Origin of the sequence: Shewanella sp. NIFS-20-20 (assembly GCF_019209865.1) — a bacterium.
Taxonomy (GTDB): Bacteria; Pseudomonadota; Gammaproteobacteria; order Enterobacterales; family Shewanellaceae; genus Shewanella.
Map to the genome: position 1 here is coordinate 1 of NZ_JAHUTT010000084.1, position 14,610 is coordinate 14,610.

General features: G+C 48.0%; 13 protein-coding genes. 10 read left to right on the top strand and 3 right to left on the bottom strand.

Going from position 1 to position 14,610, the window contains the following annotated elements; genetic code table 11:
• The first annotated feature begins 153 nt into the window (after positions 1-153).
• From nosD to KU855_RS17715, 7 genes are all read left to right on the top strand, one after another.
• Positions 154-1,440 (top strand): nitrous oxide reductase family maturation protein NosD, encoded by a 1,287-nt coding sequence (gene nosD / locus KU855_RS17685; RefSeq protein ID WP_218532330.1) that lies wholly within the window; start codon positions 154-156, stop codon positions 1,438-1,440.
• Positions 1,437-2,390, top strand: a complete 954-nt coding sequence (locus KU855_RS17690) for an ABC transporter ATP-binding protein (RefSeq protein WP_218532332.1) — start codon at positions 1,437-1,439, stop codon at positions 2,388-2,390. The genes nosD and KU855_RS17690 overlap by 4 nt, the downstream gene beginning before the upstream one ends.
• Complete coding sequence (locus tag KU855_RS17695) at positions 2,378-3,211, top strand: ABC transporter permease (RefSeq protein WP_218532334.1); 834 nt, start codon at positions 2,378-2,380, stop codon at positions 3,209-3,211. The genes KU855_RS17690 and KU855_RS17695 overlap by 13 nt, the downstream gene beginning before the upstream one ends.
• Positions 3,212-3,448: 237 nt before the next feature.
• Positions 3,449-4,738, top strand: a complete 1,290-nt coding sequence (locus tag KU855_RS17700; RefSeq protein WP_218532369.1) for a helix-turn-helix domain-containing protein — start codon at positions 3,449-3,451, stop codon at positions 4,736-4,738.
• A gap of 281 nt (positions 4,739-5,019) precedes the next feature.
• Complete coding sequence (locus KU855_RS17705; RefSeq protein ID WP_218532336.1) at positions 5,020-5,313, top strand: hypothetical protein; 294 nt, start codon at positions 5,020-5,022, stop codon at positions 5,311-5,313.
• 214 nt (positions 5,314-5,527) lie between these two features.
• On the top strand, positions 5,528-5,806 hold the full coding sequence (locus tag KU855_RS17710; RefSeq protein WP_218532345.1) for a hypothetical protein: 279 nt from the start codon (positions 5,528-5,530) through the stop codon (positions 5,804-5,806).
• Between the two features lie 191 nt (positions 5,807-5,997).
• Positions 5,998-7,104: a phosphoribosylaminoimidazolesuccinocarboxamide synthase gene (locus KU855_RS17715; protein WP_218532371.1), complete on the top strand. Its 1,107-nt coding sequence runs from the start codon at positions 5,998-6,000 to the stop codon at positions 7,102-7,104.
• A 46-nt stretch (positions 7,105-7,150) separates the two neighbouring features.
• On the opposite strand, the gene KU855_RS17720 is transcribed toward KU855_RS17715, so the two are convergent.
• Positions 7,151-7,849 (bottom strand): oxidative stress defense protein, encoded by a 699-nt coding sequence (locus KU855_RS17720; protein WP_218532348.1) that lies wholly within the window; start codon positions 7,847-7,849, stop codon positions 7,151-7,153.
• A 215-nt stretch (positions 7,850-8,064) separates the two neighbouring features.
• On the opposite strand from KU855_RS17720, the gene rimO reads away from it, so the two are divergent.
• Complete coding sequence (gene rimO / locus KU855_RS17725; RefSeq protein ID WP_218532358.1) at positions 8,065-9,477, top strand: 30S ribosomal protein S12 methylthiotransferase RimO; 1,413 nt, start codon at positions 8,065-8,067, stop codon at positions 9,475-9,477.
• 18 nt (positions 9,478-9,495) lie between these two features.
• Here rimO and KU855_RS17730 read toward each other — a convergent pair whose 3' ends face one another.
• The gene (locus KU855_RS17730; RefSeq protein WP_218532361.1) at positions 9,496-9,741 is read right to left on the bottom strand and encodes a ribosome alternative rescue factor ArfA; all 246 of its coding nucleotides are present in this window, start codon (positions 9,739-9,741) and stop codon (positions 9,496-9,498) included.
• 120 nt (positions 9,742-9,861) lie between these two features.
• Positions 9,862-11,205: a metalloprotease PmbA gene (gene pmbA, locus KU855_RS17735; protein ID WP_218532363.1), complete on the bottom strand. Its 1,344-nt coding sequence runs from the start codon at positions 11,203-11,205 to the stop codon at positions 9,862-9,864.
• A 190-nt stretch (positions 11,206-11,395) separates the two neighbouring features.
• On the opposite strand from pmbA, the gene yjgA reads away from it, so the two are divergent.
• Together yjgA and KU855_RS17745 are read left to right on the top strand one after the other, a co-directional pair.
• Complete coding sequence (yjgA, locus tag KU855_RS17740; protein WP_218532365.1) at positions 11,396-11,929, top strand: ribosome biogenesis factor YjgA; 534 nt, start codon at positions 11,396-11,398, stop codon at positions 11,927-11,929.
• Between the two features lie 27 nt (positions 11,930-11,956).
• Positions 11,957-14,449 (top strand): Ig-like domain-containing protein, encoded by a 2,493-nt coding sequence (locus tag KU855_RS17745; RefSeq protein ID WP_218532367.1) that lies wholly within the window; start codon positions 11,957-11,959, stop codon positions 14,447-14,449.
• The last annotated feature ends 161 nt before the right edge of the window (positions 14,450-14,610 follow it).

A 14,610-nucleotide genomic window follows, 5' to 3' on the forward strand; every position in this document is an offset into this window, starting at 1 on the left:
TGTTAGCTAACGTCAAGGCAATGAACAAAGTCATAAGACTAGGTATGCCTGTTAGTTACCGAGTTGAGTAATTAGAGTAAGTGTCATTAGATCAGTACGTTACGTGAACTATTTGATCAACAACGCCAACTCTTGGCGGTGAAGCCTTAAGCGATGCGCTATCTCTGCTTGGTGATGTCATGGCTATTTGCAGGCGGCCTAGCGGCGGCGACTTGGACTGTGGACGATGGGCCAAGTTTGCAACATGCCTTGGCAACAGCCAAGGCCGATGATGAACTGGTGCTGCAACCTGGCACCTATCAAGGCCATTTTGTGGTGGCGCAAACGCTCACGATTCGGGCTGAGCCAGGCGCGCAGCTGGATGCCTTGGGGCGAGGGGCCGCGTTAACCATTCGCGCTAAGAATGTCAGGGTGTCTGGGCTGACTATCAGCCACTTTGGCGCTTCTCTTTATGACAGGGATGCCGGCATCTTGGTCGAGGCGGGTAGTGACAATGTTCGCCTGCACCACAATATCATTCGTGGTGGTGGGTTTGGCATTCGCGCCGACGAAGTCAATAAGATTGAGATTGCTGAGAATCAGATTGAGGGCAATGAGCGCGCGCACAAACTCGATCGCGGCGATGGGATTTACCTCAACTATGTTACCGAACCACAGCTGCATGGTAACCATATCCGGCATGTTCGTGATGGCATTTATCTGGAAAATGTCAGCGGTAGCCGCAGCTGGGACAATCAATTTAGTGATCAGCAATACGGCATACATTACATGTATACCCAAGATGATGAAGCTTGGCATAATCAGGCCCGGCGGGTCGATGGTGGCTATGCCTTGATGAGTGCCAATAATATTCACTTACACCACAACCAAGTGTGGAATGCCAGTGACTTTGGCATCTTGCTCAATCTGACTCATAAGTCAGAGCTCAATAATAATCAAGTGTTTGAGACCACAAACCCCAAAGGGGAGGTGGCCTTGATGACGGAAGGTAAAGGTATCTTTATCTATGGCGCCAAGGACAATGTTATTTACCGTAACCTGTTTCAAGCCAATGATACCGGTATCAACATGGCCATGGGCGGCGAAGGTAACCGCGTCTGGCTCAATCAATTTATTGATAATCACGCCGCGGTTAAATACGTGGGCGACACCTTGCTCGAGTGGAGTTACCAAGGCCAAGGTAACTACTGGAGCGGCTATCAAGGTTGGGACTTTAATCAAGATGGGCTCGGTGATTTGCCCTATCAACCCAATGACAGTCTCGATAGATTATTCTGGCTCTATCCGGAACTGACCCTATTGCTCGATAGTCCGGTGGTGGCCTTATTGCGTTGGCTAGAACAACAATTTACTCCTGCCTCCGGTCAAGGCGTACGTGACAGTGCCCCCTTAATGCATGCCCATCGTCTGGATCAGCGTCTACCCGAGGAAACCTTATGAGCGCCATCGCGATTAAAGCCGATGAGTTGAACTTTAATTATAAGAATTTTAATGCCTTAGCTAATATAAGCTTTGAGTTGGAGGCGGGTAAACTCTTGGCTTTGCTGGGCCACAATGGGGCTGGTAAATCGACCTTAATCAAGTTAATTCTTGGCTTGATGGCCCCGACCTCTGGCCAGTTGAACGTGTTTGGCGAGGCGCCGTATTTACGCCGGCAGCGCGGGGCGTTACGCATCGGCTATTTACCCGAAAATGTCAGTTTTTACGATAATATGAGTGGCGAAGATGTGCTGCGCTATTTGGCCAAACTTAAAGGTGTTGGCGCCACGCGGGTCAATGAGTTATTAGTCGAATTTCAACTGGATTACGCCAAATCCCGCCCCGTTCGGACCTACTCAAAAGGCATGCGGCAGCGGCTGGGGTTGGCGCAAGCTTTGCTCGAACAACCCAATTTATTATTACTCGATGAACCGACGGTCGGCCTCGATCCTTTGGCCTCGGCCTTCCTTTATGACAAGGTGGGGCAGTTGACCCGCGCGGGTTGCGCGGTGGTGATCTGTACTCATGAGCTGAGTTTAATTGAACCGCGCTTAGATCAGGCATTGATCATCGGCCAAGGGCAGATGTTGGCGGCGGGGAGTTTGTCGACGTTAAGGCGACACAATCAATTGCCGGTGAGGTTACATCCGCTGGAGGTGGATATTGACGGCGTAACACGCGTCCTGCAGCAACCACAATTTGCCGCCCTTCAGCCGTATTGGCATGGCCAATATTTACAATTACCGCATGCGATGGATGAAAGTTTAATGAGTGCCATGGCGCAAGTGAGTGCTCACATTGTGTGGCGTGAAGGTGAACTGTCACTCAGTGATATGTTTTACCACTTTATGGCGAAACTGCCGCGTTTTGATGACACCGCGGGCTTGGAGATACATGCATGCAATCGATAGTACTGACCATAGCCATCAAAGAATTTGCTGATAACCTGCGCAATCGCTGGTTATGGATGATGACGTTGGTCTTTGCATTGCTGGCCTTTGCCATCAGTTTCGGTGGTGGTGTGCTCCAAGGCAGTCAATTGTTGCCTGGATTGGGCCATCAATTGGCGGCCTTAGTCAGCTTATCATTATTGTTATTGCCACTGGCAGCCATATTACTGAGCTATGACAGTTTCGTTGGCGAGCAAGAAAGTGGCACCTTGTTGTTATTACTCACTTACCCGTTAAATAAATGGCAGCTGATCTTAGGTAAGTGGCTAGGGCACGGAGCCGTATTGGCCTTAGCCTTGGGGATCGCCTTTGGCAGTTGTGCGTTAGTCACTGCTTATTATGGCCAAGCGAGCACTCATGAGGTGCTGGCTGCGTTTGGTCATTTTTTGATAAGTAGCTGGTTATTGGCGATGATTTTTGTGGTGTTAGGTTACAGCGTTAGTTTAAGCGTGCGCGAGAAAGCCAAGGCATTAGGCTTGCTGTTATTGCTGTGGTTTGTGTTTGTATTGCTGTATGACCTGGCCATTTTGGCCACTGTGGTGACTTTTGCCGATCACTTAGACAGGCAGTGGATCAATCTTGCCATTTTACTGAACCCAGCGGATTTATTCCGTAGCCTTAATTTGGCCGCGACCCCAGCCTTGGCAGGTCAAGGTCAGTCCGGCTTGGCCAGTTTACAACAATTAGGGGTTAACCTAGTGAGCTTGTATGGCGGTATGTTGACTTGGTTGTTGGCCGTCATGAGCATATGTTACTGGCGCTTTTCAGTTAAACGCCTGTAAATAGATCAAAAAATCATTTTTTATGATCTATCTCTAAAGAGATAACCGCTGGCTTAAGTATGGTTATAAATCTTAACATTTGAAAATGTGATATGCATCTTCAGTTATTTAAAATCAAGATGTTACTTGATATCTCGGATTGAGCGAGTAGTCACAGACAATCAAAAACTATCGAGATAAACTCCCTCTAATGAAGGTTACAAAAACTCAACAAGCCATGTTGTGGGGGATTTAAAGCTGTTACAACTGACTCCATATTTGAACTTGGATGTGCAGGGCAAATGCCTGGTTGACCATGTCAGTGGCGCCCACATTGCTTTGACATTCTCGGAAGCCGAAGTATTGGCACGATTGCTGGCCGAACCCGACGTCATCTTAACTAAAGAAGAATTGCTGGCGGTAGGTTGGCCTGAGCGCGTGGTCGCTCCGACATCCTTGACCCAGTGTGTCAGTACCTTACGCAAAAAATTGGAACCCTATCCCGAAGTCCAATTAAAAACCATGGCGCGCCGTGGCTATCAATTGCACATTAGCGAGCAAAGCAATGTCAAAATGGTGGCCTTGGCAGATCCGCAATCGATTAAAAAAGCCGTGCTTAACGTGTCATTATCCATTAAGGCATCCGGCATTTTATTGGTCGCTTTGATTGGCGCGGTGATATGGTATCAGTGTGATTTGCACGGCATTATTAAACACAGTGCCAATTGGCGTGGCGGCGCGCCTGTGCCGCTGGTTATTGGTGGCCAACAGACGCAAGCGAAACTGATTTATCGTAATGGTATGGAACAACTCCATCCCTCATGGTGGCAAAAGCATATTGCGCCTGAAGGGAATCAAATTGCAGGTAATCCAAGTTTTAGTAGCTTTGCCTTAGCCGATAAAAATGCCTATTCGATGGCCCTATGCCCAGGTGACTCCTATGAACATTGCGATGGCGAAGGGATAATCAATATCACCACCATCGATAGCCGTCCTGCCGGCGTAAATATGCAAGAGTTTATCCCACTGACTCAAGTGCTGGAAAGCCGCATTCGCTATAACCGCATTACCATTCCGGAAACCGCTTTTAGCGGGGGCTCCATTACTGAGCATAATTACCACGGCGATGTCTACTTCCCAGTGGCTGGCGAATTATTGGTTCGTAATGATATCACCATGTCGCTGATATATGACGAGGGTGAAACGGCGTCGGGCCAGTTTTACTTTTCATCGTGTGTGACCGATCAAGATTGTTTGACTACCCCGATTAAATCGCAAATTCGCGGCAGCTTTAAGCAGTATAATCGGTCGATTTCTGGGATGAAGGCGGAGGTGTTCCATATCAAGGTCAATCAAAAGTCCCTGACTCGCCCAGATGAAATCAGTAGCTCAGCGGTGCATTTCTTTAGGCAAATTCGCAAACACGATGTGTTAGATGATGAACTTTATTTTTATCGACTCTATCAAAACGATAACACCGCAGTATGGATAGTGCCGCGCATGGGTAATTTCATCATGTGGACCAAATACCAAACTGTTTCACTTTAATCCTTTCTTTGGCGCGCCTTAATCAAGCTCAAGGTATGACTCTGCCCCGAGATACCTTGAGACTCAGCGCCGCGCTAGCGCCGATGGCGCTTGGCTCATTAATTGGCATGACCTAAGCGTGCGCCGGCTTTTCGCGTCACATCCCAGATGCAAGACGTTAATCATCAATGCTCCTATCAGCGTCAAAGTTAATCTTCGTTTACATTTTGTGTGATCTAGATCACTCGCGACTTTTAGGTGAGCACTATAGAATGTAACATCTCGTATCAAGGATGTTAGTTATGGCATGGCTAGTTAAGGTATTATACCTGAGCATTTTCATTGTCTTTATTGTGTGGGGCTTTATACCGCACAGTGAGGGGGTCGATCCCTTTACGCATTTTGTCTATGAACATACTCAAGGGATCAGTGAAATTGAAATGCAAATTATCATTCACTTGGTTGTGCCTGGGTTTATCCTATCGTTGGGATGGACAAGTTGGGACTTGCTGACCTTGTTTGATGAAAAGCTCAGTGAAAAATTTTATATCAAATCGCTATTAACCACTGAATTGTCTTCCGACAATGACAAATAACACTTCGCCCAGGTTAGGTTAGGGTGACAGCAAGTGTGAGCCTGACCGCCCAGCATAAGCTGCGGATCCCTCGGCGCTATTTGCTGGTCATACCACGGGCGAACTCATCGACCTTATATTAATTTTTCATGTTAAATAACAGCAAGTTAATTATTTGCGTGCCATTGAAAAATTATGATCTAGTGCAAACATTTTGACCAAGCAAGGGATTATAGTGCGATCCATCACCTTAAGCGATGATTTCACTATGAACGGCTTAGCAAAAACCTTGTATCTCTCTGTGTTCTTACTATTTATTGGTTGGGGAATGCTGCCCCAAGATGCCAATATCTCTGCTTTTTCATCCACTGTTTATCATTATGCGCAAGGCTTGGCGGAGCACGAGTATCGATTGCTGGGCTATGTTATTGTCCCAGGATTTATCGCTGCCCTTGGATGGTGTAGTTGGGATCTATGGCGCTTATTGGCTGAACGCTTGAGAGCCCGGCGCTAGTCTCGTGATGTAACCTCAGTAAAGCACTAAACTCTGATTCCCAAATAACGAACACCTAGCGTGGCGATGGCTTATGTTAAATGCTTCATAAACGGGTAAAATAATCACCTACTTGCCTAAATTGCAATTTTTTTGCAGTGGCTATAACAGAAATTATTGCTACTGCGTTGCCGCGTTAATAGGACGTTATGATGAGACTCGCCGAGACAGTGCTTGCTGTAAATAATGATTTACCCATACGTACAGACCAAACCGTTCATAGTGGCAAAGTGAGAAGTGTGTATTGGTTAACCGCTGCCGATAGTGCCCGTCTTATCGCACAAAAAGGCTATGATGTGCCGGCCGACACCCCGTTAGCCATCATGGTGATCAGTGACCGAATTTCTGCTTTTGATTGTATTTTCCACGGCGAGCAAGGCCTGCAAGGCATTCCAGGTAAAGGCGCTGCGCTAAACGCCATTGCTAATCATTGGTTTTCATTATTTGCTAAAAAAGGCTTAGCAGATTGCCATATCCTTGACGTTCCGCACCCATTGGTGTGGATTGTGCAAAAAGCACAACCGATCAAAGTCGAAGCGATTATCCGCAATTATATTACCGGCTCTATGTGGCGTGCCTATGAAAAAGGTGAACGCGAATTTTGTGGCATTCGCCTGCCGGAAGGCTTGCAGAAAGACCAAAAGTTACCTGAATTGTTGATCACGCCGTCCACCAAAGGCATTTTATCTGGCATCCCTGGCGTGCCTGAACAAGACGATGTCAATGTGAGTCGCGCCGATTTAGAAGCTAACTATCTGGCTTTTGGTTTTAAACAACCTGAACATATTGATGTCTATGAAATTTTACTTAAGCAAGGCTTCGAAGTGATCCGCGCTGAGCTTGAAAAACTAGATCAAATTTTTGTCGATACTAAATTTGAGTTCGGCTATGTCACCGATAAGATGGGTGATCCTAAATTGATTTATATGGATGAAGTCGGTACGCCTGATTCATCACGGATTTGGGATGGCGCGGCCTACCGCGATGGTCATATCGTTGAGAATTCGAAAGAAGGTTTCAGACAAATGTTGCTCACCAGTTTTCCGGACCCGGATATCTTACTGAATAAGCACCGCATGAGTGAGCGTGAAGCGTTTGCTCGAGATACTGAACTTGCCCTCGAGACCATGCTGGCAACATCAAAAACCTATACCTCCATTGCCGAAAAAATTATTGGCCAGCCGCTGACGTTATCAAATAACCCCCGCGCTGAAATTATTAACGTCTTGCGTCAAGAATACGATCTCATAGACGGCTAGCGGCTTGTCAGTGGCTTAGCCCATCACAGGCTAAGCCACCTTCTGTTTATGGTTTAATGCGGTAGATCACTTCCACCGAATCCGTCACACTAATCTTGCCTTGTTGGTAGCTAGCATCGGTGCTGTTGCTATCGGCTTGGGATCTCATCCGCATAAATACTGGTTGTGCGGCTTGTCTGCCCATATAAGTAATTTGCCATACACCGTTCAACTTAGCACCGAATCCTTGGGCCACATCCTCGGCCTTAGTTTGCGCATCCTTGATGGCCGCTTGGCGCGCTTGTTGCTGCAGTTGCGGCATTTTGCTCGTAGTTAGCTCAATATTATCAATGCGATTTAAACCGTCATCGATGGCGGAATTAAGGATGTTATTCAGTTGAGATAACTGCTTGACGGTGACAGTCACGGTGCGGTTTGCTTGGTAGCCAACTTGCTTACGGGGCGCATTGGTGTGGTATTCATAGCGGGGCTGTAAATCTAAATTCGCGCTATTGATATCCTCTTTACTGATCCCTGCATCAATGAGACGCTGAGTAAAAGCGACAACCGCTATATCGGAGGCCGTTTTGGCGACTTTGGCATCATCTTCAACGATGCTGACGGTGACTTGCAAAATGGCGCTATCAGGCTGCGCATGAATTTGGGCCTGGCCTTGAGTGATTAAATGGGCAAAATCTGGGGTATCAGCAAGGGTTATGGGGGCTGCCAAGCAGAAGATTATCCCGGTCAATTGAGTTAATTTCATCGGTCTATTCCCTTAAAGAGCCGCGGTATAGCCAGCGGCAAAATTGAGTGAGACGAACAGGTGGTTAGGTTACTTATAACATGTCTAGGCGAAAGTGCGTAAAGCGTAATTAGGTGTGTTTGGCTGTTTTTCGTACAAGCCCTATGTACCTTTGAGCTGCATCAGGTATAATCCGCGAACTTTTTTGATGCTGCTTTGATAGCCAGTGAGATGCCATGACAGTGAATACCTTTGACCCCAAGCAGACGACTACGCTTGATACCCCAGCCAAAACGATTGCGGCTAGTGAAACCACCACGCAAGCCAGCGGTAATCGTATCGGTTTTATTAGCTTAGGATGTCCCAAAAACTTGGTTGACTCAGAGCGTATTTTGACCCAATTACGGATCGATGGTTATGAAGTCACCAATAGTTATGACAATGCCGACTTAGTCATAGTGAACACCTGTGGTTTTATCGATGCTGCGGTTGAGGAGTCGTTGGACGCCATTAAAGAGGCGTTGGAAGAAAACGGTAAAGTCTTAGTGACTGGCTGTTTAGGCGCGAAAGAAAACACCATTCGTGAAGTCTTTCCTGATGTCTTAGAAATTACTGGCCCTCACAGCTATCAAGAAGTGCTAAAGCATGTGCACCAATATGTGCCTAAACCTGAGCACAATCCCTTCTTGTCGTTGGTCCCAGAAACTGGGGTTAAGTTGACCCCGAAGCATTATGCTTACTTAAAGATTTCTGAAGGCTGTGATAATCGCTGTACCTTCTGCATTATTCCTGAGCTGCGTGGTGATTTAGACAGTCGCCCTGCGGGCAGTATTCTTGATGAAGCCAAGCGCTTGGTTGAGTCGGGTGTACAAGAGATCCTCGTGGTGAGCCAAGATACCTCGGCCTATGGTAAAGATAAGGGCGGGCGTACGGATTTTTGGAATGGCATGCCTGTTAAACAAGATATTGCCAGCTTGGCGACGCATCTTGGTAAAATGGGCGCTTGGGTGCGTTTGCATTATATCTATCCGTATCCATGGGTAGACGACTTGATCCCACTCATGGCCGAGGGATTAATTTTGCCGTATTTGGATATTCCGATGCAGCATGCCAGCCCGCGCGTCCTCAAGATGATGAAGCGTCCAGGCCGAGTTGACCGTCAACTAGAAGCTATTCAGCGCTGGCGCGATATCTGTCCTGACTTAGTGATCCGCTCGACCTTTATTGTCGGTTTCCCGGGGGAAACTGAAGAAGATTTCGAGATCCTGTTGGATTTCTTACGTGAGGCTAAACTCGATCGCGTCGGTTGCTTTAAGTATTCCGAAGTGGAAGGGGCGGTGGCTAACACGTTAGCTGAGCTTATCAGTGAAGAAGTTAAAGAAGATAGATACCACAGATTTATGGAAGTTCAGGCCGAGATCAGTGCAGAACGTTTGGCGCGTTTAGTCGGTCGCGAGTTAGATGTGTTGATTGACGATGTGGATGAAGAGGGCGCGATTGGTCGTTGTTATGCCGATGCTCCTGAAATCGACGGCATGGTGTTTATCAACGGTGAAACTGAATTAGAGCCCGGTATGTTAGTGCGCGCGGTGATCACCCATTCAGATCAGCATGATTTGTGGGCTGAAATCGTGCAGCTACAAGACTAATATCTGCTGATGATGACATTAAGCGAGCGCAAGCTCGCTTTTTTTATGCGCCCTGACCACCCAGAGGTCAAAAGGGGCATCGCCCTGCAGCTGATGCCCCTTTTTACTGGCTTGGCGTTGATAGGCGCCTTTGCCTTTTTTGGGTTTCTCAACCCGCGCTCGAAATAGTGGACTGGTCACTAATGCTTTAAGGGCATTATCTTGAATGGTACCGCGGCCAGTGTCGTGGCTGAGTTCAGCCTGAGTGTTTGGACGTTTACGCATATTTGCTCCGAGTTTACGGCGATCAAATCAATCGTTGAGCCGTGCAATGCAGCATAGCAAAAAGGCCACCAAGTAGATAACTTGGTGGCCTTTTTTTCGCGAACTTAGTGCCAAGTGAGCTTAGTTGCCGGCAATCTTCATATTGCCTAGCAATATTCCCCCAGTACGGATCGAGGAGCGCAAGTCGCGATCACAGCTGACAGCTTGGATATTTTTGAACATATCTTTGAGGTTGCCAGCGATGGTAATTTCTTCGACTGGGTACTGGATCACGCCGTTTTCCACATAGAAACCAGCAGCACCGCGGGAGTAATCACCGTTAACCATGTTAACCCCTTGGCCCATCACTTCAGTGACTATCAGACCTGTGCCCATTCGGGCGATCAGTTCATCAAAGGTTTGGCCGGTGTCAGCTAAGGTCCAGTTATAAATTCCGCCAGCATGACCGGTGTTTTTCATCGCCAATTTACGGGCCGAATAACTGGTTAACAGGTAAGTGGCTAATACCCCATCTTGAATAATGGCGCGATCTTGGGTCGCCACGCCTTCGCTATCATAGGGAGCACTGGATAATCCGGCCAGCAAGTGGGGTTGTTCTTGGATGGAGAACCACTCAGGGAAAATTTGGCTATCGAGGGCGTCCAATAAGAAACTGGATTTGCGATATAGGCTGCCGCCACTAATAGCACCGACCAAGTGTCCCATTAAGCCGGTAGCAATTTCGGGCGCTAATAACACCGGCAATTGTCCGGTGGCAATCTTACGAGCGCCAAGGCGGCCTAAGGTCTTATTGGCGGCTTGGACGCCGATGCTAGCGGGATCGAGTAACTGATCATAGCGACGCGACACTGTGTAGTCATAATCGCGCTGCATATCGCCTTGCGCATCTTCGCCGATAACCACACAGCTTAAGCTGTAGCGCGATGACGCATAGCCATGAAGAAACCCGTGACTGTTACCATAGACCTTAATACCAGTATGTGCATTGGCGCTGGCACCATCAGAGTTTTTAATGCGGCTATCAATATTGAGGGCCGCCTCTTCAGCGGCGCAGGCCATCTCGGCTAAGACCTCAGGTGAGACATCGTGGGGGTGGTATAAGTCCAAGTCAGGAAACTCACTAGCCATTAAATTGGCTTGGGCGAGACCGGCAAAAGGATCGGCTGAGGTAAACTTGGCAATATTGTCGGCGGCCTTAACCGCTTCGCGAATGGCGTCAGCACTTAAATCCGAAGTGGATGAACTGCCTTTACAGCCATCGCGATACAAGCTGATGCCAAGGGCACCATCTTTATTAAATTCAACGGTTTCGACTTCTTGAAGGCGAGTTGATACCGATAAACCCTGCTGCTTACTGATGGCAACTTCTGCCGCTTGGCAACCGAGCTGATTGGCATATTCCAACGCCATGGCAACCGCCTCTTTAAGGGCATCTAATTGGGTTTCGATTCTGGTGTCTGACACAGCCACTCTCATTTCAAAAATAGAAGATAGCTTAAGCATAACAAAGATAACTGGGTTGACGCACTGACTAATTGATTGATTGCACTAGTGGTTAAAAGCTGTACAGCAGCTATCTCTGTCTGAGAATACAGAGGCGAAGATGCACACAGAGTGTTAGAATTAGCCAGTAACTACTTTAGAGGCTTTATAGATGAATATTGTTGGCGATTCCGAACATTTTAAACAACCCTATGATAATGATGATGACTATATTAGTCGCACTGGGGTTAAGCGCGAATCAGAGGCATTCCAGGAATTAGGTAAGCAGTTGGTGAGCTTGAGTAAGTCTCAGTTGGCAAAAATGGATTTGGAAGAGCGCGTATTAGATTGCGTGTTAGCCGCAAAAAGCATTAAAACCAATACCGAGGCCTATCGCCGTCAATTGCAGTATATTGGCAAAGTGATGCGTTCGGTCGATCCTGAGCCTATTCGTTTGGCGATGGATAAAGTGTTGAATAAAAACAATAACGAAGCCGCACAACTGCAGATATTCGATAAACTGAAAGAGCGTTTATTGACTGAAGGTGACAGTGAAGTTCAAGCCTTATTAGAGGCGCATCCGCAACTGGATCGTCAAAAATTGCGGCAGTTAGTTCGCCAAAGCAATAAGGAATTGGCTAAAGGCGGTGAATCTAAATCAGCAAAAGAACTAGTGAAATATTTACGGACTGAAATTCAAGAATAACGATTATGTTTTTACAAGGATGAACATATGAGGATTATCTCCTTCGCTAAAGGATATGTGCTGGCATTAATTGCAATCGTCTTACTGACAGCTTGCAATGGCCCAAGCGATGAAAATAATGCTGGCAGCGGGGACGATAGTTTAACCATTGCTTTTCACTCTTATGAACAAGGTGTGTGTGGTGCGGCAACCACAGACATCAGCTTTACTAGCGGCAGTAGTTTCTGTGTGGTGGCTCGGCTAACGCGCAATGAGGCATCCAACAGCGGCCAATTATTGAGTTTTACTTCAACCTTTGGCAGTGTCGCGCCCACCACTAAACTCACCGATGCCGAGGGGCAGGCCGAGGTTGTGCTGAGTAACAGCGATGCGACTCAAGGTGCTGGGACCGTGACGGTCAATTACACTGGCTCGACAGGCACCTTACTGACAGCCACGGCGAATTTTGAATTTACCGCGGCCAGCGGTGACGGACAAACTTTCCAGTTGCATAGCGGCATTGAGCAAAATGGGATGGCGGTGACGCGCATTAAAGTCGGTGACACGGTGCAGCTACAAGCCCAAATCACGGATGATCAAAATCAAGCCGTTAGCAATGCATTAGTCACTTTTACCGCGGGCGGCGCGACATTGCAGCCCTCGACGGCATTAACCAATAGTAGCGGCTTGGCCCAAGTGCCCTTTACGCCCACGGTCACCGACCTTGGCGCCAGCAGTTTAGGGGCTAGCGTTACCCTCGATGGTCGAACCCTCAATACGAGCAGCCTATTTGAAGTGCTCAGCAATGATGCTGTCGAGGACAGTAATCAAATTCAGCTGGGGCATTTTGCCGATGGTGAGTTTATAGCTGGCCAGTTAGGCACTAGCTTACCGCCAGACAGAAATGGTCGTTATCTCGTGAGTGCCGGTGGCAGTTTTGGCCTGACCGCCACCTTAGTGACGGTTGATCCCCAAGGGGTCATTAGCCGTTTACAAGCGCCAACGTCAGTGAGCTTTAGCTCTGATTGCTCCAGCGGTGGTAATGCCAAATTAGACTCGCCAGTGACGAGTGTGTCTGGTGATGCCATGGCGACCTTTGAGGATAGCCGCTGTAGCGGGAACACTGAGCGTAATGATGTGATCACCGCCAATGCGGTTATCGGTAGTCAGAGCCTTGCGGCAACGCTGCCATTCACGTTAGCCCGCCAAACCCTCGCCAATCTCAGTTTTATTTCGGCTGAGCCTAAGACCATTCGGATAAAAGGGGCTGGCGGGACTGGTAGCAGTGAAAGTTCATTAGTGACCTTTAAAGTCCTCAGTGCTAATGGTCAACCGGCCAGCCAGCAGTCGGTCGAGTTCAGCCTCGATACTGTAGTCGGCGGCTTGAGTTTTGCCAATGGGGCGACGAGCGCTAGCGGTTTGAGTAACGCGCTCGGCGAAGTCAGTGTCAGAGTGTTATCCGGCACAGTGCCTACTCCGGTGCGAGTCACGGCCACTGCCACCGATAGCGACACCGGCACGAAGATCAGTAGCCAGTCAGAGCAGTTGACGGTCAATACCGGCTTGCCGCAACAATTGGCTTTTAGTTTATCCACGTCATTGGCGAATCCTGAAGCCGGCTCAATGAATGGCAATGAAGTCACTATTACGGCTTATGCGGCCGATAGTTTTGCTAACCCAGTCCCAGATGATACCAGCATTAATTTCACCACTGAGGGCGGCCAAATTCAGCCGAGTTGTGTCACGCTCAATGGCCGCTGTAGCGTGGTGTGGACCTCAAGTGAACCTCGAGTTCAGGATAATCGCATTACCATTTTGGCCTACGCGCTGGGCCATGAAACCTTCTTTGATACTAATGGAAATAATATCTTTGATGCCGACGACGGCGGGGTGATTGTCGATGCCTGTTTAGATCCATCGGCCAATGAAATTGCCTGTTCTGGTAATGGCATGGATATCGATACCTACCATAGTGCTGGCTTTAGTGATTTGGGCGACCCATTCCGTGATGATAATGAAAATGCTAGTCATGACTCTGGTGAGCCGTATTTTAATTTGGCCGGCAGTACTACCTATCAAGTGGGTGATGGCTTATTTAATGGCCCGCAATGCCAAGGCAGCCTATGTGGTCAAGGGATTGCGAGCAAAAGTTATATCCGCAAAGCGTTAATCATGACCATGGCGGGATCTCAAGCCTTAATGACGGTCAGCAGTGACGGCAGTACGCTGGTGGATCCTAGCGGTCAGCTGATCACGCCAACCCTTGCCGCCACGGCCAGTCGAAGTTTTATGGTCAATTTGACCGATACCTCAACGCCAGCCCAGATTTTACCGGCAGGTACGGTAGTGACGGTGACATCGAGCTTAGGTGCCATTAGTTTCGACGGTTATCAGGTACCGAACACCAATAGCCAAGGCGGTACCAATACGAGCTTTGTGTTGACCCACAATGGCAATGGCGGCAGCGCTTTGGTGACGATAACGGCAACGACCCCCAGTAATATTGTCAGTCAAACTCGCTTTAATGTGAGCTTGCTGTAGCGTGTCGTTCAGTTACAAAAAGCCTGCATTTGCATAATGCCGATCAGTTAAGACAGATCGCTTGACGATCTCACTGAAAGGATCAAAATCCGATGACCCCTTGTCATCGGATTTTTTTATGCAACTTTCAGAAGCTTTGGCGCGTACTCATATCAATCGTC